Here is a 22,093-nt window from a genome sequence, read left to right on the forward strand (position 1 = left end):
CAACCATCGCGCTCGTGGAAGTCAGCCTACCGACGGGTTGTCCTGACGCACCCGCTCGAACACCAGATCGTAGAGTTCGGCCATGCGTCGCTGGTCTCGGCGCAGCTCATTCATCTCAAGTTTGAGATCCTTGATCTCGTCCTGATAGGCGCGCAGGAGTTCGACCACGTCGCTGCCCTTCGCCCCGGAGCGGGACAGGAAGAGCAGGTTCTCAACGGTGCGCGGGGCGAGTTTGCGGGCGGTTTTGCCGATGATGTGTTTCATGATGTGGTTTCCTCATTCTCGAATTGAGACTCAATGGCGCGCTCCTCGTGCTGGGGAGACATCCGCCTGATCACGACGGATGCCGTCTGCCTGCGGCCGAGCGGCGAAGAACGGTGGCCCGTGTTGACCAATTGCAGGTCAAGGCCGAACGGTGAGGCCTCCTCATACAGCCAGTCCAGCGGCAGGTGCCAGCTGTCGGGTCGGCCCTTGCGATAGTGCTTGCCGAAGTCGGTGTCGAAACTGGCGTACGCCACTCCGCCGGAGGCCAGAGCGTGCCGCAGCATCAGAAAGACATTCGCGCGGCCGACCTTGGGCAACCCGGCAAGCAACTGGTTCGCAAAGAAGTGCCACGGTTGGCCAGACTCGACGATCTCGAGCGTGAACCCGAGGGTGGCGTGTGAATCGTTCAGGTTGAGGTAGCGATAGTCAACGTTGTCTGGCTTGCTGCGCCGGGCCAGACGCAGCGCCTCGTAGCTGTAGTCCACCCCGAGAACGGTGTGGCAGGCCGCCGCGATGCGCTCGGTCAGCCGACCGTCGCTCGATCCCAGATCGACCACACGGGCCTCTGGGGGAATAAGACGCAGGAACCTCTCGACATCGTCGAACCCTTCGTCGGAGTCGGGCCGGTCGAGCAACTTCTCGAAGTGCTTCTCCCAGAACACACGCCCGCGGTTGAAAACTCCGAACCACGTCTCGAAACGGCGAAGCGTCGACCGGGGGGTCTCGAAACTGAAGGACGGGTCGGGGACCAGCCAACTCGGGCCATAGGCGAATTCCAGCCATGCCTCGGGTTTCGCCGGGGCTGGAAACTCCACCCCGCTCAAGGTGATCGTGCCGATCGGCTCAAGATCGTCGGGAGCCAATTCGCCGCGTAGTGCAAATGGTTGGCCGTACAGGCCATCCATGAAGAACCCGGTGAAGATGTCGACGTAGTGGTCGGTGCCGTCGTCACTATTGAAGAAAGTGATCTGGAGGTGGGCCATACTCAATCGAATTGAGGTGTACCCGCGGTCAACGAGTTGGCGCTCCATCTTCATGCTGGCCAGCGCGATGTCGAGCGGGTTGGTCTCTCGGCAGATCCAGGCCAGGTCGATGTCGTCGTCGTGCGGCAACAGATTTCCGGTGCGCATGGCGCCCAAGAGCGTTCCGCCCACGATGAAGACCGGATATTCGAGCTCCTGCAGATCGGCGACGAGGCGTTGCGCACTGACGAGCAATCGCTCCTGAACCCCATCGTCGTTGCCCTCGAAAGACGGCCCCAGACGGTTCCATTTGTTCATGGCCAACCAGCGGCCCTGGGCATCCCTGATTTCGATCGGCTTCGTGCTGCGCCCGATCCGCACCCGGCTCTCGGCGAACACGTCTCCCGTGGCCGAGCTCGTGACGGTCACCTCTGCCACGCCCTGAAGGTATGGGGACAGTGCATTCGGCCACCGGAAGTGAACCTGTCCCGCCTTGTTGGGGTCGTCCGGACGCACGGACCAGACCCGCCTGCCGTCGAAGTAGATGTCGACAGTGCCATCGCCCATGGGTTCGCGAGGCTCCACCACGAGGGTTCTTCTGCTCGCGCTCAGCCGGCCGATCGGCACCATGTCCTCCAATTGCGCCCGGGGAAGTGCAGACACGAACCAACATTTTACGGGATGAGCCTGAGCGTTGGGTCTTGGGCACGGTCACGGTCGGCTTGGTTGCCGGGTCATCGCAATTCAGGGGTATCGCATATCGGTTGTTACAATCACAGGGTGCCGACGGGCAGCAGTGCCCCAGAGACTCTCACGATCTGCCCGCGATCTCAGAATAGGAACCTTCATTTCTTTGGATAGTAAGACTGCCCCCACTCTCCGCACGGTCGTCGTCATTCTCGCCGGTGGGATCGGCGTGCGAGCTGGGCTCGGCATGCCGAAGCAGCTGGCCCGCATCGCGGGCAAGACGATCATTGAGCACACCATCGAGGCGGTCAACGGGTCGCCAGACGTCGACGAGGTGATCGTCATGATGGAACCCGATCACATGGACCCGATCATCGAGATCCGAGATTCGGGAAAATACGCGAAACTCACAAGCGTGTTCGCCGGCGGCGCGTCCCGCAATGACACCACGCAATTGGCGCTCGACCAGTTGGGCGACGGCGAGAAGAAAGTGCTCTTCCACGACGCGGTGCGCCCGTTCGTCGACCACCGCATCCTCAAGGACTGCGTCGACGCCCTCGACACCTACGCCGCTGTTGACACCGCGATTGCCACGGCTGACACCATCATCGAAGTCGGCGGTGAGCACGGCGTGATCGTCGACGTACCGGTGCGGGACACGCTGCGACGTGGCCAGACACCGCAGGGGTTCCTGCTCTCCACGATTCGTGCCGCGTATGAGGTCGCCGCGAAAGACCCTCACCTGGCGGCCACCGATGACTGCACAATCGTCTTGAGGTACCTTCCGGATGTGCCGATAGCGGTCGTCAACGGATCGGCCGAGAACATGAAGATCACCGAGGGTATCGACGTCTTCGTGGCAGACAAACTATTCCAGCTGAAGTCAGCAGACCCAGCCGGGCTCGACCCCACCGAGCGCGAGGAGGCCATGGCGGGCAAGACGCTCGTGGTGTTCGGCGGAAGCGATGGGATCGGGCGCAGCATCTCCGAGGCAGCGCTGCTCTATGGCGCCAACGTGTTCTCGTTCAGCCGGTCGAGCACCAACACCCACGTGCAGAACCGTGACGACGTGCACGCGGCACTCAAAGAGGTACATGGCCAGACGGGCAGCATCGACTACGTGGTGAACTCCGCCGGGGTACTCGAGCTAGGGAGTCTTGAAGACACCGCCCACGCCGCGGTCGAGCAATCGATCGCCATCAACCTGCTGGCGCCCATTATCATCGCCCAGGAGTCGCTTCCCTTCCTGAAAAAGACTTCGGGTCAATTGCTCTTCTTCACGTCGAGTTCTTACACTCGCGGCCGCGCCAACTACGGCGTCTACTCCGCGACCAAAGCGGCCACGGTCAACTTGTCACAGTCTCTCGCTGAAGAGTGGGTGGAGCACGGAGTGCGGGTGAACTGCATCAATCCGGAACGCACGAAAACCTCGATGCGTATCCAGGCATTCGGCCACGAACCCGATGGCTCGCTTCTCGCGCCGGAGCAGGTTGCGCTGGCCTCGATCGACACGTTGATCTCCGACATCACGGGCCAGGTGATCGACGTTCGACGCAGCAACGGACACAAGGTGACCCAGAACAGCGGCGGCGGTGCGAGCACTGCTGTCGCCAAAGATTAGTGCTGCTTTCTACTCTGGATGACTCCGCAACGGGTCGATACGCTCAGCGCTAGAACTCGCTAGGGGTTGCCGTCTCTCAACCGCTCAAAAACGAGGTCGTAGAGTTCGGCGATCCGTAGGCTGTCTTTACGCACCTCGTCGACCTCGGCACGAAGCTCACGAACCTCCCTCTCGTAGGAGCGCACCAATTCAGCAATGCCTCCTTCGCTCTCGGCCTTATTCATCACCGCCCGGTTTGCCGCATGCTCTGGCGCTATGCGAGCAAATATCCTGCTGAAGAGTCTTCTCATCGGGGCTCTATTCTTCTCTGGTAGTGCGGGTGAATCAGCTGGTCGCGTGCGTCGAAGCATCACAGTCGCGGTCCGTCTCCGACCGTACGGAGTGCATCTTTGACCAGTGGAGAGGGTCTCAACCACCAACCCGTGGCGTCGGGCCTCATCGCGCAGGGTTTTCTGCGGCAGATGCCATGTCTGCGGATTCCCCTCCTCGAACTTGCGCGACAGGTAATTTGTATCAACGGTCGCGAAAGCGAATGCCTCATCTGCCAGCGCCAATCGCAAGCAACGAAAGACGCTTTCGCGGCCGTCTCCGGTGAGCCCTTCGAGCACGTGGTTCAGGTTGAAGTGCCACGGCAACCCGGTCTTCACCAATTCCACACCGAATTCGAGCATCCGTCGTCGGTCGGCGAGATTGATCAACTGCCAATCAATCGGCACCGCCGTGTTCTCCTTGGCTACGTCAAGGGCCCGCGCGCTGAAGTCGACGCCGACTGCTCGATGACCGTGCTGGGCGATGACAGTCGTGGCGACACCCGTTCCGCAGCCCAGATCGACCACCGGGGCGTTTCTGGGCAAGTGTCTCGACAGGGCGCGCAGATGTGCGGCATCACCGTCCACCAGCGCAGGTGTATCGCTTGCCGCATGAACGTCATGCCAATAGTCACGATGGGTGTTGAGGGTGCCGAACCAGTTCTCGAATCGTCGCCGCGTCTCCGGCGGCGTCTCGAACCGGAACGAGGGGTCAGGAGTCTCCCAATCGGGCCCATAACACGCCGCCAGCCAATCCCCGGGCACCGCCGGGGCGGGCAGCGCCTCGCCACCCAGTGACATCGTCGTCGTCGGAACGATGGATGATCGCTCCATGGGAGTGCGCACATGAAACGGTTGGCAGAATATTCCGTCGCGGAAGAACCCGCTGAAGATGTCGATGTAATAGGCGGATTCGTCGGCTGAACCGGAAAAATGCACCTGCAAGTGAGCGGTGCTGTGCCGCATCACCCTGTAGCCGAGACCTTCCAGTTCGTCTTCCATCCGAAAGCTCGCCAACGAGAGGTCAGACGGATGCTCGGCGGGTAACAGCACCGCAAGATCGATATCGTCGTCGTGCGGGAGAATCTCGCCGGTGCGCACCGCCCCCAACAGGCTGCCGCCCGTGATGTAGACCTTGTAACCGAGCGTCTGCAGGTCCGTGGTGAGTCGAGCAGCGTCCACAACAAGTAGTTCGCGCACGCGGGAATTGCCTTCCAGCGCTGGCGACATTCGCTGCCATTTGTTGACGACCAGCCATCGGCCCCGCGCGTCGCGAACTTCTACCGGCGACGCCGATCTGCCGAATCGGACACTCGACGTAGCCAAGAGTTTTCCCGACGACGAATCGCGCACTTCTATCGTTCCGAGGCCGCTCAGGTACGGCACCAGGGCTTTGGGCCATCGCAAAGTCACCTTGCCCTTTTCCGACGCAGTGCCGGGCATGGTGGACCAAATCCGGTTTCCGTCGACCAAAACATCGATGCTCCCCTCGCGCCCGCTGCCGTGGGTCGAAAAAGTGAGGCGTCGCCTGTTGGCTTCAAGTTCAGTTGTCACACAACTCGTTCCTACACCTGAGATGCCACCTGCGAGGCTCCTCGTATTCATGTGCCGATGTTCTCGGGGATGCTCTCCCGCATTCGCTACTTACGCAAAGCCTATTGCCCACCGATGCAGACGACGTAGTTCTCGGCGCGCACGACGACGCGTTCACACTGTTCAGAAACTATTTGCTTGAAGGTCGTCTGGCCGAGCTCTCCTCGGGCTGGGTTGGCGATTATCAACGGAATCGAGTCGGCCGCATCATCCAACGCATGAAACTCCGCGCCCGCAAGGAACGCGACACTTTCAGCGGGGCCCGGGTCTCCTCGAACAGCGGTTATGCCGGCCGTTTCCATCGCTGTCGCCGCAACTCGCTGCTCCGGCAGAGTCTCGTGGCCAATTCTCGCGAGCACGGACGGAAGAACTACGGGTGCCGTGGACACAGCCATGCCCGCCGCGACCATGATCACGAGCGCGCGGCCCGCCCACCTGCCCCGTTTCCAGATCCGGAGTGACTCGCGGAACAGGTACGTGATCAGCAGCGGCACCACGGCGAACAGAACAATCGCGGCGACTGTAGACAGCGGCTCGGACATACCGGCCTCGACCGTCCACCGCCAGGACGACTGCAGATGTGCCCAATAGATCGAAGGGCCGAGCCGAATCAGGTTGACCACCGCCACCGAAAGCGTCGGCAAAAGAGCGAAAAAAGTAAAACTGAAGCCACGAAGAATCCGTGCCTTCGACTTCCGTACTTGCGGTATTGAAAGGAGCACCACCAGCATTATTGGTATCGCGAGTGCGGCCAAGAGTTGGCTCTGCACCGCAAGACCGGCGAGCACCCCCGAGAGCCAGGGCCGCTTTGAAAGGTTGTAACTGGCCCACACGAGGAAAGCCGCAGCGGGGATTACCCCCGAAAGGATTGCGAAGCCATCCAGCGGCAGGCCAAGTGTTGTGGTGCTCACCACAACCGCCGTCGTCGCTGCAACGAGACCCGCCCATCGGCCACCGAGACGGATGCCGCACAACCACACACCCACGAGCAGTGCACCGAAGAAGAGAATCATGGTAGCTCGAGCGCTGACCACCGGGTCTAACCCGAATGCCAACGCACCGGACACGGGCAACAGGGGAATCGAGCCAACTGGGGCGTACGCGCCTGTCGCCGTTACCAGGTCGCTGGCGTAGCTGGGACCCGAACCCGCGAAAACGTCACGAGGCACGCTCGATACTGCCAGTCTGTGTTTCTCAGACTCCCTCAGCCTGTCCAGGGTCAGCGAACAAACAACGACTACTGTCTGCAGCAGAGCGAAGGTCGACGCCAGCAGCCAGAATGTTATGCGAGCGCGAAACGACGGGCCTTGAACGGTGATGGTCATGTCCGGCTAAAAGAGCCAACTCGCTTGTTCTTTGAACTGGGCACGTAATGCGGGCGCAGGGGTCTTTGAGTACGTGGCAGTCATATGGTCATCATCACGATACGCGAGGATGTTCCCCACGTCAGCTTCGCAGGTGCTCTCGGAACAGAATGAGTCAGAAAGATCAACGAAGGCTGTTCTATCTGGAAGCTCGACTTCGTCCAACAGCGGCGCGCGATCCAGGAACAGTTCTGGGAATGCTGGCGCTCCGTCAATGACGAGACCACACGTTGCGATCAAGGCCGAGCCGATCCACGCGAACGAGTTTCGCGCCCATTCGGGTCGCTGCGGGAGTTCCCGCCAAAGTCATTCGTCGTGACCATGCTTGGGAGCGTCCACACCTTTCTCTAACCAAGCCGTATTACAAATTGGACGCATCCACGGTTAAGAAGTCTGGTTATTGGAACCTCACCATCGACGACACCGATGCCAGCCCCGTGAGGGGTAGAGGTCTTGTGACGAGGGCACTCTCCAAAGGTCGGAGGGTTTCGAATAAGCTTCTGGCAAACCTCCGCTCCAGGAAAACGCCCTGAGCCACCACACGCTTCAACTCCGAGAATCTACCACTGGTCTCTCGCCGCGGCTACAGAACCCCGAGAAAACGACAAGGGCCGATCAAGCTGGCGTATAGCGTTGAACACTCGCTCTGAATTCTTCCCATCCTTTACCGGAAATGTTTTCAACGTCCGCGCCACAAACTCTCGCTTCGCCGAAGGGTTGTTCTCTAACGTGTGCAGGGAATTTACAACTTCATCACACGTAGAAACAACCGGGCCGAAACCGTCCGTTTCATAGTCGTAGTACGCCTTTCCTTCAGTGTGTTCTGCCTCGTAGATCTCCTTGTCAAACTGAAAATACACGACGGGTCGCCCGAGATACGCCATGTTGAACGCTTGTGATGAATAGTCCGTGATCATGACCGATGAACGACAGATGATGTCCTGAATATCGTTGTCACCGTACTTCTGGACCACAACATCGTCAGGGACATCAAAACTGGAAAGATAAGGCTGAATGTTCGGATGGGGGAGAAAGACGATTTTCAGATCATTCCGGCGTGCGTAGTCTCGCAATCCTTCCGAGTGCAGGAGGGATTTCCACTGATGCGCGAACTCGCTCGACGCGAAATTCGGGTTCAATTCACGGTCCGTGATCGTTTTCTTGCCAGCTCCGACCAAGTACTGCCGCCACGTCGGCGCGATGACAATCTGGTTGATCTCCCCTGCAGCAATCCCGCTGCTCTTTTCCAACAGCGCATCGTGCCTGGGCAGACCTGTGAGCTTCACTTCCCTCGGGCCGAATCGAAACGGCGACGTCCCACTTATGTAGTCATGTTCGGCCTGCGTCGACGTAGCAAAAAGGTCAATATTCTTCCCGTTCAACCAATGGGACAGATCCCCTTTGATGATTCCGTGTTGCAGAAATGTGAGCTTCCATTGGGGCTTTCCGTAGCGGCTCGCCGGCAACGGATTCGAAATGTAATGGTCAACATGGCTCGAGATGACATGAGCGGCCGAGAGGAGGAGGAGTCTCCAGCGATAGGATCCAAACTCGATGAGTTTGAAACCGTCTCGACTCAGTCGCGACCAATCCGGAGAATCACGTCGCAACACGTACCAGATCTTGGTGTCGGACTTGTTCTCCCTGATCCAGCGGTACAACTGTTCGGCGCTGTCATTTGCCTCGTTGTCCTTATCCATCAGAACCCAGGCATCGAGATATCTCCTACGGATCCACACTTGGCGCAAAGTGATCCCCAGGAAGACGTCTTGAATGTTAGCCAGCTCGAAACGCTGAGCCTGCTTCTTGGCCCAATTTTTCGTCGCGCGGGCCAAGTGGGAGGACATACGCCCGTGTACCTTCTGAAACCGCGGCGGGATGCCTCTGACCGCTTGGTTGGCCTCGGCCTCCAACACCTGACTACGCCTGAACTTGAAGTTGCTTGAGTCGACTTCTTTCGTCAGCAGTGGTTGCGGTTTGCCATCGAGTTCGAACCTAATCACACCGAGCGATGTGACCCAGAGTCTTCGTTCCTTAATGACATCGTGCCCTATCGTCCTTCGAAGCTGGGTCTTCGCAAATCGCGGTTCGACCAATTCGCCACGCACATAGATATCCTCGCGTGGCTGAGTACCGGTGTATCGATACCTGATTTGTAGAAGGTTTCGATCTGCATCCGTCGGCCCAACGTACACGTTGCCAAGATAACGTTCCTCGCTGTACCCATAAGCGAGTGCTTCCTTCATCCAAAGCGGAACTCTCATCATGTCGAAGCCAAGCACGACTTCCGGTTCAATGTGATCCATGACCTCTTCGAGCGTGCGGTGAAAGGCCGCAAGCACCTCCGGGGCCTGGGAGCGAGCACCAGACGGGTTTACAGAATCACTCTTGAACATCCAAAGGATGTCATAAATTACAAGGGTCTGGAGCCACCGGGGAACTTCACCGGCGCTCTGCTGGGCGGCCAGCAACGCATTGAGGTAGCCAGATTTCGGCACATCCGTGTACGAGCGAGAATCCGCTTTACTATTCTGGACGGTCGAACTTCCGTCACTGCGCTGACGATAGAAGTAGTGGGCCTCAGATACCAGTCCGATCACGGGCGCGGGCGCTGCCAACAGATACCGCGATATAAAGTTTCCATCTTCGAATCGTGATCTCAACTTCTCATCGAACTTGAGCTCATTATTTTGAATGACTTCGCGCTTGAAGAAACTCATGACCGCGTTGCCATGGATAAAGTTGGGCTTCCCGATGAGATTTGTCGTCGAATTGCCAAGCCTGAAACGAAAGCTAGTTGGGTGGTTGTCGACAAATCGCTCGGGTGATTCGTGCCACATGATTATGTGGCCAGCGAACAGCACTGTGTTACGGCTTTCCGGGGCACCCATATATTCACGAATTTCTTCGAAGAAATTGGAACTCAAAGTATCATCAGGGTCAGGGAAACAAACCCATTGGCCAGATGCCAGCGTCAAGCCTCTATTTCTTGCAGAGGCCTGCCCGCCATTCTCTTTATGGATGACTCTTACGTTGTTCGGAAACTTCCGCGCGAACTCTTCACAAAGGCGCAAAGACTCGTCTGTCGAGCCGTCGTCAACCAGAGTTATGTCGAGACTTTCAATGCCAACGGTTTGAGCCTGGAGCGAAGCGAAGTAGTCGGGAAGGTACCGTGCGACGTTGTAAACGGGAGAAATTACAGAGAACTGCCGGGTGGTCACGAATTAGTTCCTTCACGGATTGGTATCTGCCCCTTGGAAGGGCTCTGAACATGCTGGCTTCGGGCGACAGCGAAAACCGGGAATCCTATGAGGCTATTCGCTACTCGCCGATAAGCGGTAACTGGCAATACCTATGTCAGTTTCTTGAGGCACAGAGTTCGTCCACTCCTACGCACCGCCAGGAGGTCAGTATCCCTGATCGGCAGTGGCAGATCCCGTAACGCCTGTGCGCCGAGAACTACCGGTACCGAATGTGGCTCGGCCTTTCCGCCGCGAGCGGCCAAGAGTGCAACTTCAAGCTCTCCGTCACTCGAGACGGTCCAAGAGCTCATCTGATCGGAGATGTCAAGCCTGACGGACCAATTTTGCTCCGATTTTGTGACCGTCGCGTGCGTCGCCAGGCCCGCAACGTGCGCTCCGACGATAGTGGTCTGTGGAGGCAAAATGACATTCCCAGAAAAGCCCAAGGACCTCGGTGCGTCTGATGTGACCGCATCCAAGAAAATGCACCCCTGAGGATACTCCTCTAGCTTGAGGTTTCCGGTCGCGGCCCCGTAAGCCCTCAGCGTTCCCGTTCCTGCCGGCACCGAATGGGTTCTGCCTTCCGCCCAGCTGAGAGCCGCCTGGTTCCCGGCCACATCCTCAACACGAACTGTCCAAGACACCGACTTCGCGGTCGAGTCCTGTTCTGCCAGGAATGGAAGGTCAGCAACAGCCTCCAATTGGCCGTCTGCGAGCTTGCTCACGCGTGTCACATGCTTGGTTTCGAAAGAATCTGCTCGAAAGATCATTTTCACGAATTGACGATTGTCAGTCGATCGAAAAGTGACTCGAATCTGCCTTTCGTCGAGAAGAACATTGCCGACGATGCACGCAGGCCTTTCAAGAAGCAGCTTTGCGCCCACATGTCGGTTGGGGTTCGTCACGAACCTTAGTCGAAGGCCCTGCCCCACCATGCGCGAGCCCATCTCTGTCAGGGCTCCCCGGGAGGAGATGTTTCCCAGCGCCTCCGTGATGCTCAAGCCCCCTGCGGATACGCGCACGTCAAGTGTCCACTCGCTGGGGTCGCTGAGTCGAGAGACAAGGTCGTGAATTCGGAACTCTGCGACATAACCGCGACCCACGGTGTTTGCGGAGCCCGCTGCCTTCGAAGGAACTAACGCCGGTTCATCCGACTGACGGACCACAGCATGGGTGACCGCACCATTCGACCTATTCGTCGCCAGTACCTCAACGCGATTCGGCTGCAGTTTTTGGTCGACCCCGGGGATAGACGCGCTGCCAGAAAGCCGAAGCGTCAAGTCGGTTTGGTCGCCGACCCAGGCACCACGAACCAACTGTTGTCTCAAGGTCATCTGGTCCGGTCGAGTCAACAACACGTCAGAAGGCAGGGTATTGAGGGTGGCCTCGGTCAAAGGAAGGGAGTGGACAACGCCGGAGGGCGATACTGTGGCCGGAAAATTCGACAATTCGTATCCGCCGCCCTCACGGAAAGAGTTCAGCTGCCCGCTCAAACCCAAGTCAAGAAGCAGCAGGGCAACTCGCTTCTCTGGCGAAACTCGCACCAGCGCACCCGATAGCTCATGCTCCCGCAGCCTCTGGAGCACCGAGCGCAGTATCTGAAAATACTCAGCATCTGCGATGGAGTCATTGTTCAAGTACCAGTGCAGATGCGTGCCGTAAATCGTGTCGTACCAACCCTCGAGGACCTCACTCGAGGCTTCGGCGCGAAGCGTCTCGAGGCTGAGATCCCAAGCGGCAACTCGATCAATGAGATCGGCCAACTCTTCGGGGCGCTGACTGATCGACGAGCGATCTTCCCGTCTCCGGTACTCGTAGGTGACATCGGTGAGCACGTTCAAACATGAAGCACGGTTGAGCATCTGCGCAATCAGCGGTTGATCCTCATAGATGACACCAATCCGAAACTTCAGCCCCTGCTGGTTCCAGAACTCACGCCGATAAACTTTGCCGACGGGATAGTTGTTGCGCAACAGCGCAGGGAACTCCCTCAGCGTGATTCCTTGGCGGGAAATCGAGTGCACGCCCTTGGCCCAGGCCGGTACCCATTTACGAGTGGAGTCGAATCGGCTCAGCGCCCCGACAACGATATCTGCATCATTGGAGCGCGCAGAGCGCACGAGCACTGCGAGCGCATCGCGCGGGAGTCGATCGTCAGAATCGACGAAAGATACATATTGCCCCCGTGCGCGCGCGACGCCGGCGTTTCGAGCTGCCCCTGGGCCGGAATTGGCCTGGGTCAGCACCTTCACTCTCGGGTCACGGTTTGCGAGTTCGGCGGCGATAGCCGCTGAACCATCTGTTGAACCGTCATCAACCAGTATCACCTCGATGTCGCGCAAGGTTTGATTCACGATCGATGCCAGGCTCTCGGCAAGATAGCCTTCCACGTTGTAGAAAGGAAGTATGACACTCACCGAAGGTGCATTCGGGGCGACCGTTGTTATTGCCCGTCGGACGCCGCTTCTCAGTCGTTGCCAAAGGCTCATCTGGCTGCTGCTCTCAATTCTTGACTCCGGCAGCCCATCGGCCAGCCCGCGTCCATACTCGCACACGCCGCAGCTCGCCTCCTCCCCATGCTATTTTTGGGGAGGCTCATCAGACGGCCGGGTGCTGCTGACATTTGAAGCCTGATCGACTACGCACGCAAACCCCTGAAGGAGCTGGTCTCGGGAGATGACGACTGACCGGGCTCCTGGCAACGCGACGGATCGCGGATCGCTCGCTGAGCGATTTGCTTCAGCAGCGGGATACGAGCTACTGACCAATATCTTCGCCATCGCCGGTATCTCTGCCCTTCTGGCCGGTACAACGACGTGGGTCGTTCTTGCGTTGACGGGGATCTCGTTCGTACTCTCTCTCAGTTCGCACCTCCGTCGGATAAAAAAGGGCACTCAGCATATTCGCCCGACTGGGGAGTTCACGGTATCCCGCGTCATCATCGCCGTCACCGTCGGTGCGTTGTACATGGGAGAGTCACCACTGTGGGTCGTCTGGCTCGCCACCGGCCTTCTGGCTGCGTTGATCGCCGCCGAGATCAGCTGCGCGCGCGTCGCCTGGGGTGCTATCCCACATTCCGTCAGACTCCCCGGAATCACCATCCCCAACAAGTGCCCATTCGCTGCCGCCTGGATCTTCTATATCAATTCCGCGGCCCTGCTCGTTCTCGCTGCGTCGTCACTTGCCGGGGCTTCCGCGTGGATCGGCATGGCGGTCACAGTTGTGGCTGCCGTTCCGAGCGCCGTGATTCTGCTCGACGGGATCTACCGCATTCGGGCGCGACGTATCGCCGAAAGGCGCATCCGCCACTCGCTCACTGAGTTGGCTCCGACCTTCGCCGTGCATTGGGATGCGCCGCTTGGCACCGAATACCAACTCTCGATGTGGCTGCCCTACTTGGAACGGCTGAACAAGAAGTTCTTCGTGATCGTGCGCAACCAGGGCACGTTTCACGCGGTGAGTGCGCTCACCAGCGCCCCCGTACTCTTGCGCAAGACGATGGCCGACCTCGATGCGATGATCGTGCCGACTCTCAAGACTGCTTTTTACACCAACAATGCGGTACGCAATTCACACTTCGTGCGGTTCTCGGAGCTCACTCACATCCAGTTGAATCACGGCGACAGCGATAAGGCTCCGAGCTATAACCCGGTTTTCCGCATGTTCGACAAGAACTTCGTCGCAGGCCAGGCGGCCATCGACCGCTTCGCGAACCACGGGGTGGTTGTACCCCGCGAGTTCTTCTCCATCGTCGGCCGGCCCCAGGTCGAAGGCATCCAGGTTGGACCGGCCACCTCCAGCGGAGCGGGACTGACGGTGCTCTACGCTCCGACCTGGGCCGGACACAACGCCGACTCGGACTACAGTTCGCTTCCCGTGGGATACGGCATCGTGGAAGGGCTCGTGAAGCGGGGCTGCACAGTCATCTTCCGCAGTCATCCTTACACCCGCCGCAACAAGGCGCACGCGGCGGAAGCAGACCGCATTCAGAGTCTCCTGGCCCAGGACGCCGCCGCAACAGGTCGCCCGCACCGCTGGGGTGAGGCCGCAGAGAAGACTCTGGGCATGACCGAGTGCTTCAACGCCGCGGATGCCCTGATTTCTGATGTCTCCAGCGTGGTGCCCGACTTTCTCTACAGCGAGAAGCCGTTCGCCATGGCGAGCATGACGGCAAGCATCGCGACGTTCGTGGACGAGTTTCCGATCGCCAGGGTCGCCTACCTCTTCGACCGCCAGCTGGAGAACTTGGAGGCTCAACTCGATCTGCTTCTCGGCACCGACCCCCTGAAGCAGCAGCGCCACGCGCTGAAGTCGTACTACCTGGGCGACTTCGATCCGGCTCACTACGCCGATGCGTTTCTCACGGAAGCAACAAAGTTCGTCTGAACCGAACCTCCGGCCTTACGGCCGGTAGAGCCTCAGATCGTGAGAGCTGAGGCCAGATCATCTGATCCCGACATCGGCCCACTGCAGGTTGTGATCGGAACCCTGGTAGGCGGGGTCGATCTTCCCGCTCTTCAGAACAATCTGGTTCACGTACTCGAAGGCGCCCGGGGCCTTCTTCAGCATCACATAGTCGATTCTGGGCGCGGTGTACTTGTAGGCGAACGCCGTGAACGGGTAGCCCTTGGCGCCCTTGTTGTCGATCTGGTTCGTGATGTTCGCCGTCGCATGTTTCGGGTTCGAGCGTTTCGTCGCGGCGCTGGCGTCGTAGTACCCCGCGTCTCTCAATGCAGTCTGTGCGCCGTTCGGCATTTCTTCAAAGCTGGAGTTCAAATCGCCCAAGAGCACGATAGGGAGCTCTCCCGCCTTCTGGGACAGATACGAATCGATCGCTTTCGCCTCTGCTACACGAAGTGCATCGGGTGCGTCGTTCTGCGCCGGGAGGTGCACGGCGGCAGCGACGAACTGCTTCCCGGATGAGATGATCTCAAACTTTGCCCAGGAGAACCAGCGGTTATCGAGATTACTGGGCCACGTCTTGCCGAGCAATTTTTTCGGCGAGACGTACTCGCTGGCCAGTACTTTCACGACCGCGGGCTTGTAGAGAAGGTGGGCGCCATTGGTGCCGTCGGCGGCGGGGGGAATTGTGCCGGCAACACGGTAGTCCTTCACCAGGCCGGTGAGGTCTTGCAACTGGGTCTTGCCGTTTCCAAGGCCCGCATCGCCGGTGGTCAGCTCCTGGGTTCCCACCACCGACGCACCGGACTTCACGATGCCCGCGGCCACTTTGTTTCGGCGGTCCTTCCAGGTGTATCCCTTGATCTTTGCCGAAGCCGCCGCGCTGTGCACGTTCCAGGTCGCCACCCTGAGCTTGGTGCCACTCGCCGCTGTCGGCGACGTGTACGAATGTGAGCCCGCCAACGAGAGTCGGTAACCGGCCGCCTCATTCTTCGTGTTCGGCATGGAACTGCTGGCGGATGCCGAATTGTAGGTCGCAACTTTCACGTGGATCGGGTTTCCTGACCCCGTGCCGAGCTTGCTCCGAAGGTTCGCGGGAACCGTCAGCGTGATCGATGTGGTGGTCGCGGGAAACCAGGCCGACTTGAAGACATCCTTCGTGATCCCGCCTTCGGAGCCGGCGATGACCCCCACCTTCGTTGCCCGGCCCTGGCCGGTCCAGCTCACCTTGATCTTGTGCTCACCGGCCGGAACCACGTTCACCTTGAGCTCCCGTGGGTAACCCGCCTCAGGGGTGGCGCCTGTGATCGCACTTGCGGTCAGCGTCTTACCGTTGCTGCCTATCGCGAGAACCCGCACATAGTATTTGGCCTTGTTGGCTACGCCGGTGATCAGCTGGGAGAGCTCCGTCTTCGCATTGATCTTCTTGGCACCCTTCAGCGACGAGCTGGTGCCGTATTCGACTGCATAGCTCACGGCTCCGGGAACCGCCGGCCAGGCTGCGGTGATCGACCGGTCACCGCCGACGACGGTGATCGCGGTGAGGCACTGCTTGAGCGATTGGACGGCCGCGGTCAAGACACCGGTCCCGCCCAACAACGAAACCCTCTCAACCCCCAGCGTGCCAATGTTTTGCAATGCCTGCTGGGGCACACACGACTTCGGCACCACAAACAAAGGCGAGCTCTTCGAGCCGGCGAGGGCCGCGCCAGCGAGCGCATCCGGGAAGGAGGTGCCGGTCGCGAGATACGCAGACTGCGCTGTCGTGAATGATCCGGCGTTCAGCGCGACCGAGGTCTCATAGCGGTCATTGCCTGCCAGGCGCTTCACATTCGCGAACTTCTTGACCTGCGCTTCGATCCCGGTGCTGACCACGCCGGTTCCTCCGGCGATGTAGACCGTCGAAACGCCCGTCTTCTTGATCAGGTCGACGGTCTGCGTGTCGAGAGATGCGGCTTTGCCGTCGGCCAGCAGCACCGGGGCCGCCTTGGCTCCGGCGGCCGCTCCCGCGGAGAGCGCGTCCGGGAAGTCGCGCCCGGTTGCGATGTACAACGAGGTTGCCTTGGGAAAGGCCTTCGCGACAATCGCCCGCGACGTTGCATATCGGTCACTGCCCTGGAGACGCGTTGTGTTCGGCTGCACGGTTTTGAGCTTGTCGAACACGGCGTTCGTCACAACCCCTGTACCACCAGCCACCAGAATTTGCTCCGGCTTGAGCCGTTTGAGTTCGGTGAGAACGTCGCCAGGAATCGAGTTGTGCTCGACCAGGAGGAGGGGTCCGCCGGCGTTGCCCGCGGCCGGGGCCGCGCTCAGAGCATCGGGGTAGTCGGAGCCTGTAGCGATGTAGACCACGGAAACGCCGGGCGTGAAACCCGCCTTCGATATCGTGACCGCGGTCTGGTAACGGTCATTCCCCGCCAGACGATTCACCGCTGGAGCGGTAGCCGCCTCGGCCGAAGCCACCGGAACGATCGTGGTGAGTACTCCGGCGAGCAGGCCGCAGCCGACCATAAGGGCTAAAAAACGTCGCATTCTGTGGGTCTCCCGAAGTTGTTGTGCACAAGACCTGCCCCACGCTAACAGAGGCAACCCGGGAAATGCTGGCCCCAGATCGTGGCTCACCTCACCGGGCGAGTTGCGAACCCGCCAGCCCGAGGTTCGCCGTGTCACGCGAGGAACGGCAGAATAGAACAGATGACACACTCGCCCGCGCCGCTCACGATACTGCAGAATCTCGTCTTCGCCGACGACTCCAGCACCGCACGACCCCTGTATCTCGATGCACACTCCGCGCCGTCTACCCGGGTCACGGGGCGCACTGTTGCCCACGTGTCTGCCGGTGAGACGTTGTCACTTGCCAGCTATTTCAACGCGTTCGCCGCCGGGTACTGGGCGCACTGGACCGTGGTGCGCGAGGTGACCCTCGAAGTGGCAACCACGGGCCGCGGCACGATCACTGTGATGCGCTCGGATGCCGAGGGCGCGGCGTCTGTCGTCGACTCGCGCCCGATCTCTGGGGCATCCACCAGCCACTTCGAGCTTTCCCTCACCGGCTTCGAGTCCGGTGGTTGGTACTGGTTCGATGTGGCGGCGGATGAAGATGTGGAGATCACCGCGGCATCCTGGCAGACCGCCCAGGCGCCGGTAACCGCTGGTCTGCTCTCGATCGCCGTTACCACGTTCAACAAGCCGGACTATTGCGTGCGCACGCTGGAGGCGCTCGCCGATAACCCCGCCCTGCTCGCGGCGGTCGACAAGATCTTCATCATCGACCAGGGCGACAAGAAGGTCGCCGACGAGCAGGCCTTCCCGGCTGTTGCGGCCGCTCTGGGGGAGCATCTGGAGATCATCGACCAGGCGAATCTGGGCGGCTCGGGCGGCTTTTCCCGCGGAATGGTGGAAACGCTCAAACGGGAAGACTCCGCGTTCGTGATGCTGCTCGATGATGACGTCGAGGTGGAGCCCGAAGGGATCCTGCGCGCGGTACAGTTCGCGCGCCTGTGTGCCTCCCCCACGATCGTCGGCGGGCACATGCTCGACCTCAACAACAAGACGGTGCTGCACGCCTTCAGCGAGATCGTCGACCGCAACCGATTCGTGTGGGGCTCACCCGACCCCAGCCAGGAGCGCCACGACTTCGCCGAGGAATCGTTGCGAGACACCCCGTGGTTGCACGCCCGCCAGGACGGCGACTACAACGGTTGGTGGATGTGCCTGATCCCGACCACCGTTCTGCGCACCGTTGGACTCTCCCTGCCGCTGTTCATCAAGTGGGACGACTCCGAATACGGTCTGCGCGCGGCCGACGCCGGTTTTCCGACCGTCTCGCTCCCCGGCGCAGCACTCTGGCACATCTCGTGGCTCGATAAGGATGACTCGCTCGACTGGCAGGCCTACTTCCATGCGCGCAACCGGCTGATCGCTGCGCTGTTGCACTCCCCGGCTCCTCGGGGCGGGACGCTGCTGAGCGAATATCGCAAACAAGACCTCAAGCACCTGTTGTCGATGCAGTATTACACGGTGACGCTACGACACCAGGCGTTTCGAGACGTTCTCGACGGCCCGGCCGGGCTGCACGCAGCAATGCCCACCAAGCTCGGCGAGGTGCGCCGGTCTGCAGCCGCGTTCGCGGAGACGAAAGTGTATCCTCACGATGAGGCCCCCGCCGCTAACGAGGGCGAACGCTCCTATCCAGCTGACGAGAAGCGTGGCCCCCGTGGTCGCGCGCTTCTGCTGTTCATCGGCAAGGAAACCTTGAGGCACTGGTTCACGTCTCCCCGGCAGAAGGATGTCGACGCGCCCCAGGTTCGTCTGTCCAAACGTGATGCCACCTGGTGGCGCGTGCCGGGCTTCGACAGCGCACTGGTCGACACGGGCGACGGCACAGGCTCATCCTGGTACACGCGCGACCGTGCTCGCTTTCGCGGGTTGTGGCGGGAAAGCATGCGCCTGAACCGTGCACTCGAGAAGAACTGGGACAGGTTGCGCGATCAGTATCGTGCGGCCGCGCCCGAGATCACGTCGGTGGATGAGTGGGAAAAGACGTTCCGACGGTGACAGGCGCCTCAACCGCTGCCCGCAAACCCCGGGACCCCTTTCTCGACAACGCTAAAGTCGTGCTCATTACCCTCGTGGTCGTAGGGCATCTTCTAGAGAACGTGACGCCTTCAGGAGCAGCTGATGGCGCCTACACATGGATCTACTTGTTCCACATGCCGGCGTTCGTTGCACTCTCAGGCTATCTTTCACGCAGTTTCACGGCTACGCGCAAGCAATGCCTCTCGCTCATTACACTTCTGATCGCGCCCTACATGGTCTTTCAAACGATCATTTCGATAGAGCGATGGTCGATGGGTGGCGCCTTCAGCTTGAACTTCTTTCAGCCGAACTGGGCGCTCTGGTATCTGTTGGCTCTGGCGGCGTGGAGGCTCATGACTCCGTTGCTACGCGTTATTCCGCATCCGCTGTTGGTGTCGATCGTTGTTTCCGTTCTTTCCGTCACGTACGGCGGAATTTCGCAGGATCTGAGTGGCGCACGAATTCTCTCCTTCCTGCCGTTCTTCACCCTTGGGCTAATGACGACGCCGGAACGACTGGAGCGTTTCAAGGAGGCCACGAGCGCGCTCTGGGTTCGGTCACTGTCGGCAATGTTGCTCGCGTCGACATTCATTGGGACCTATTTCTTGCGTGATTGGATCGCACGCCGTTGGCTATACATGTCCGGTCGCGAAAGTGATTTCGACATGTCCAACCTTGAGCTGATCATCCTGCGATGCAGCGTGCTCCTTGCGGCATTCGTTCTGACGTTGGCCGCACTGACTCTCATACCGCGGCGCCACAATCTCCTCACCTCTCTCGGAGCTGCGAGTCTTGGCGTTTACTTGTTGCACGTTGCGATCGTGTACCCACTCAAGTTCACGATTGGAGATTGGAAAGGTTGGAGTCTCTTTTCCGTCGTTGGACTGATATTTGCCGGGATTGTGCTTTCGCTCGCGCTGGCTACTCCCCCCGTCCAACGGGCAACCCGGTGGCTGCTCGACCCGATCAATTTGATCGGTCGCCTGCGCCGGTCCCGGCCCCGGCCCCGGTTCGACGATGTGGTGAACGGACCGGACAGTGAAATTCTCGAGGTTCACCCCAAGGACCCTCGAGTCGACGAAATTCTGGAACCACGTGCTAGACCAACACCGCACGGGCGCCAGCAAGATCATAGCGGTGGATGAGTGACAAAGGATTTTCCGTCGACCAAGACCAGTTTGCGCGACCCGCACATGGAACAGCGCCGCCGCCGATGGCTTCGTCGCGTGCTGCTATTTGTCGCCATTACAGTCGCCGGCACCGTCGGCACCATTCTCGCTTACCCGTGGGGCAAAGCCGCCTACGCCGCCGTCGCTACCGCCTCGCACACGACAGACGTGCACACCACGGCATCCTATGAGACGCTCGACGCGGAGTGGGCAGCCGCGGAGAATGCAGCCAGCTATAGCTTTCTGGTCGCGACCGACTCAGCGATGAGCGACGTGGTGTGGAGCGAAGTGAACACCGAACCACACGCTCGCGCCGAGGGGCTCAGCAATGGGAACGAATACTGGTACCAAGTGAACTCGTTCAACGCGTTGGGCTTCGCCGGCGAGGCAACCACTCCGCAGTCGGTCACGACGCAGTTTCGGCCGGTGGATCCCCCGGTTGGGCTCAAAGTCACCCCCCTCTCGCCGACGAGCGTGCGAGTCACCTGGAAGCCTGCCACCTGGGCGACCGGCTACACCGTGACCCAGTCGACAGACAAAGCCGAGCCCATGCGTGGTGTCGAACATGAAGCCACGCTGTCTGCGGTGACTATTGAAGATCTCCCCGTCGAAAAGTACGGACGCGACTACTTCTTCAGCGTGCAATCAAAAAATGGCGAGAACCTCTCCCCGCCATCGGCAACGGCTGTCGGCAATACGTTCCCGACCAAGCCGGCCGCAGTGACACTTTCGGGCCGATCATCTCTTGGGGTGACAGTCGCCTGGCAGCCAAGCATGAACGCGCAGGAGTACGTGGTGGAACGGGCATCCGACGAGTTCTTCATTCATCCGGAGAATGAATACCGGGTTCCGCTCGCCTACACGCGGCTGACGGTCAACGACCTGAGCCCAGGAGCAATCAGCTATTTTCGCGTGCGGGCTGTCAACGGCGATGCCAGCGTGCTGGGGGATGCGGTGGTGACTGCGCAGGCGTCCGATGCCGCCACGATCCCGCTCCAGGTCGCCAGTTACAACGTGCGCAGTACCCGATACGATCCGGAAGGGCAGCCCTGGAAATCGCGTCGCTCGCGGGTGGCTGAGTTGATCAATGCGGCCAAACTAGACGTGATCGGCCTGCAGGAGGCGAGCGCTGTCGTGAGGGGGCCGGCCGGGGCACGCAGCCAGGTCGACGATCTTGCTTCACTGACGAAGCCCCGGTTGACGAAGTCGAAGGCAGCGCACCTGGGGACCTCCATTCTGTACGACGCAAAGAAGTTCGAGCCCGTGCGCCACGGAGTGATCAACCTGGCCTACGTGCCCGGTGACACGTCGACACGGGCTGCGGTCTGGCAGGAAATGCGAGACAAGAAGTCGAAGGCGCGCTTTCTCGTGGTCAACGCCCACTTGTCAAACGGCCCAGGGGCTGACCGCAACAAGGCACGATTCAACCAGAGCCAGGCGATAATCGAAGCTCTGAAGAAGATCAACCCGGGGGGAATGCCTGTCGTCCTGACGGGGGATCTGAACACGTTCGACAGCCGGGCTGAGAAGACTCCGTTGAACATGTTCTCCGAAATGGGCCTTGCCCGCACCGATCTTTCTGCAGCGAGGACCACAAACAACGAGTTCAACAGTTTAAGCCGGTTCGGCGGTTCTGACGGCAGCGAGCGAGGCACCAAGCTTGATTACATCCTCGCTTCTGAAGACATTGGAGTCGAGCAGTTCACCGTGGTGCTCGACACCACCGCCAGCGGCAAATTGCGCGCCAATGAGGCATCGGATCACCGGCCGGTCGTCGCCCATCTGAGAATGCCCGTCGTCAAGTAACCGGGGCGCTCCGGTCCTGCTCTCGGTGAGCTCAGTGCCTCCGTGCCTCGGTGCCCCAGTGCCCCAGTGCACGATTCAGGGTCTCAGAGCCTCAACGC

Annotated in this window: 13 protein-coding genes; 5 read left to right on the forward strand and 8 right to left on the reverse strand. The window is 60.0% G+C overall.

Features of this window, described 5'->3' with window-relative positions; all coding sequences use genetic code 11:
- Nucleotides 1-21 precede the first annotated feature (21 nt).
- The gene (locus DL891_RS00995; protein ID WP_111718550.1) at nt 22-264 is read right to left on the reverse strand and encodes a hypothetical protein; all 243 of its coding nucleotides are present in this window, start codon (nt 262-264) and stop codon (nt 22-24) included.
- Entirely contained in the window at nt 261-1,889 is a 1,629-nt protein-coding gene (locus DL891_RS01000) for a bifunctional 2-polyprenyl-6-hydroxyphenol methylase/3-demethylubiquinol 3-O-methyltransferase UbiG (RefSeq protein WP_157962342.1), read from the reverse strand. The genes DL891_RS00995 and DL891_RS01000 overlap by 4 nt, the downstream gene beginning before the upstream one ends.
- A gap of 190 nt (nt 1,890-2,079) precedes the next feature.
- Between DL891_RS01000 and DL891_RS01005 the strand changes: the two genes are divergently transcribed.
- Nucleotides 2,080-3,534 (forward strand): bifunctional cytidylyltransferase/SDR family oxidoreductase, encoded by a 1,455-nt coding sequence (locus DL891_RS01005; RefSeq protein ID WP_232818937.1) that lies wholly within the window; start codon nt 2,080-2,082, stop codon nt 3,532-3,534.
- 59 nt (nt 3,535-3,593) lie between these two features.
- Here the strand turns inward: DL891_RS01005 and DL891_RS01010 are convergent, their stop codons facing one another.
- The 5 genes from DL891_RS01010 to DL891_RS01030 all read right to left on the reverse strand — a co-directional run bounded on the left by DL891_RS01010 (nt 3,594) and on the right by DL891_RS01030 (nt 12,458).
- Nucleotides 3,594-5,396, reverse strand: a complete 1,803-nt coding sequence (locus DL891_RS01010; protein ID WP_198668716.1) for a methyltransferase domain-containing protein — start codon at nt 5,394-5,396, stop codon at nt 3,594-3,596.
- Nucleotides 5,397-5,497: 101 nt separating this feature from the next.
- Complete coding sequence (locus tag DL891_RS01015; protein WP_157962343.1) at nt 5,498-6,604, reverse strand: hypothetical protein; 1,107 nt, start codon at nt 6,602-6,604, stop codon at nt 5,498-5,500.
- Nucleotides 6,605-6,766: 162 nt separating this feature from the next.
- Nucleotides 6,767-7,039 (reverse strand): SGNH hydrolase domain-containing protein, encoded by a 273-nt coding sequence (locus DL891_RS17740; RefSeq protein WP_368665609.1) that lies wholly within the window; start codon nt 7,037-7,039, stop codon nt 6,767-6,769.
- 320 nt (nt 7,040-7,359) lie between these two features.
- A complete protein-coding gene (locus DL891_RS01025) occupies nt 7,360-10,020 on the reverse strand; it encodes a CDP-glycerol glycerophosphotransferase family protein (RefSeq protein WP_111718554.1) in 2,661 nt (886 codons plus the stop codon).
- Nucleotides 10,021-10,151: 131 nt separating this feature from the next.
- Nucleotides 10,152-12,458 carry a glycosyltransferase family 2 protein gene (locus DL891_RS01030; RefSeq protein WP_157962344.1) on the reverse strand — a complete coding sequence of 769 codons (2,307 nt, stop codon included), beginning with the start codon at nt 12,456-12,458 and terminating at the stop codon, nt 10,152-10,154.
- A 259-nt stretch (nt 12,459-12,717) separates the two neighbouring features.
- Between DL891_RS01030 and DL891_RS01035 the strand changes: the two genes are divergently transcribed.
- Nucleotides 12,718-14,427 carry a CDP-glycerol glycerophosphotransferase family protein gene (locus tag DL891_RS01035; protein WP_111718556.1) on the forward strand — a complete coding sequence of 570 codons (1,710 nt, stop codon included), beginning with the start codon at nt 12,718-12,720 and terminating at the stop codon, nt 14,425-14,427.
- A 57-nt stretch (nt 14,428-14,484) separates the two neighbouring features.
- Here the strand turns inward: DL891_RS01035 and DL891_RS01040 are convergent, their stop codons facing one another.
- The gene (locus tag DL891_RS01040) at nt 14,485-16,974 is read right to left on the reverse strand and encodes a cell wall-binding repeat-containing protein (protein WP_111718557.1); all 2,490 of its coding nucleotides are present in this window, start codon (nt 16,972-16,974) and stop codon (nt 14,485-14,487) included.
- Between the two features lie 162 nt (nt 16,975-17,136).
- Here DL891_RS01040 and DL891_RS01045 point away from each other — a divergent pair, with 162 nt between their 5' ends.
- Genes DL891_RS01045 through DL891_RS01055 form a run of 3 tightly spaced genes read left to right on the forward strand, consistent with a single transcriptional unit; the run spans nt 17,137 to nt 21,995 of the window.
- Nucleotides 17,137-18,999 carry a glycosyltransferase gene (locus tag DL891_RS01045; protein WP_111718558.1) on the forward strand — a complete coding sequence of 621 codons (1,863 nt, stop codon included), beginning with the start codon at nt 17,137-17,139 and terminating at the stop codon, nt 18,997-18,999.
- Nucleotides 18,975-20,165: an acyltransferase family protein gene (locus tag DL891_RS01050; protein ID WP_111718559.1), complete on the forward strand. Its 1,191-nt coding sequence runs from the start codon at nt 18,975-18,977 to the stop codon at nt 20,163-20,165. The genes DL891_RS01045 and DL891_RS01050 overlap by 25 nt, the downstream gene beginning before the upstream one ends.
- Nucleotides 20,166-21,995, forward strand: a complete 1,830-nt coding sequence (locus DL891_RS01055) for a fibronectin type III domain-containing protein (protein ID WP_111718560.1) — start codon at nt 20,166-20,168, stop codon at nt 21,993-21,995.
- Nucleotides 21,996-22,093 lie beyond the last annotated feature (98 nt).

Source organism: Homoserinimonas sp. OAct 916, assembly GCF_003260275.1.
GTDB lineage: Bacteria > Actinomycetota > Actinomycetes > Actinomycetales > Microbacteriaceae > OACT-916.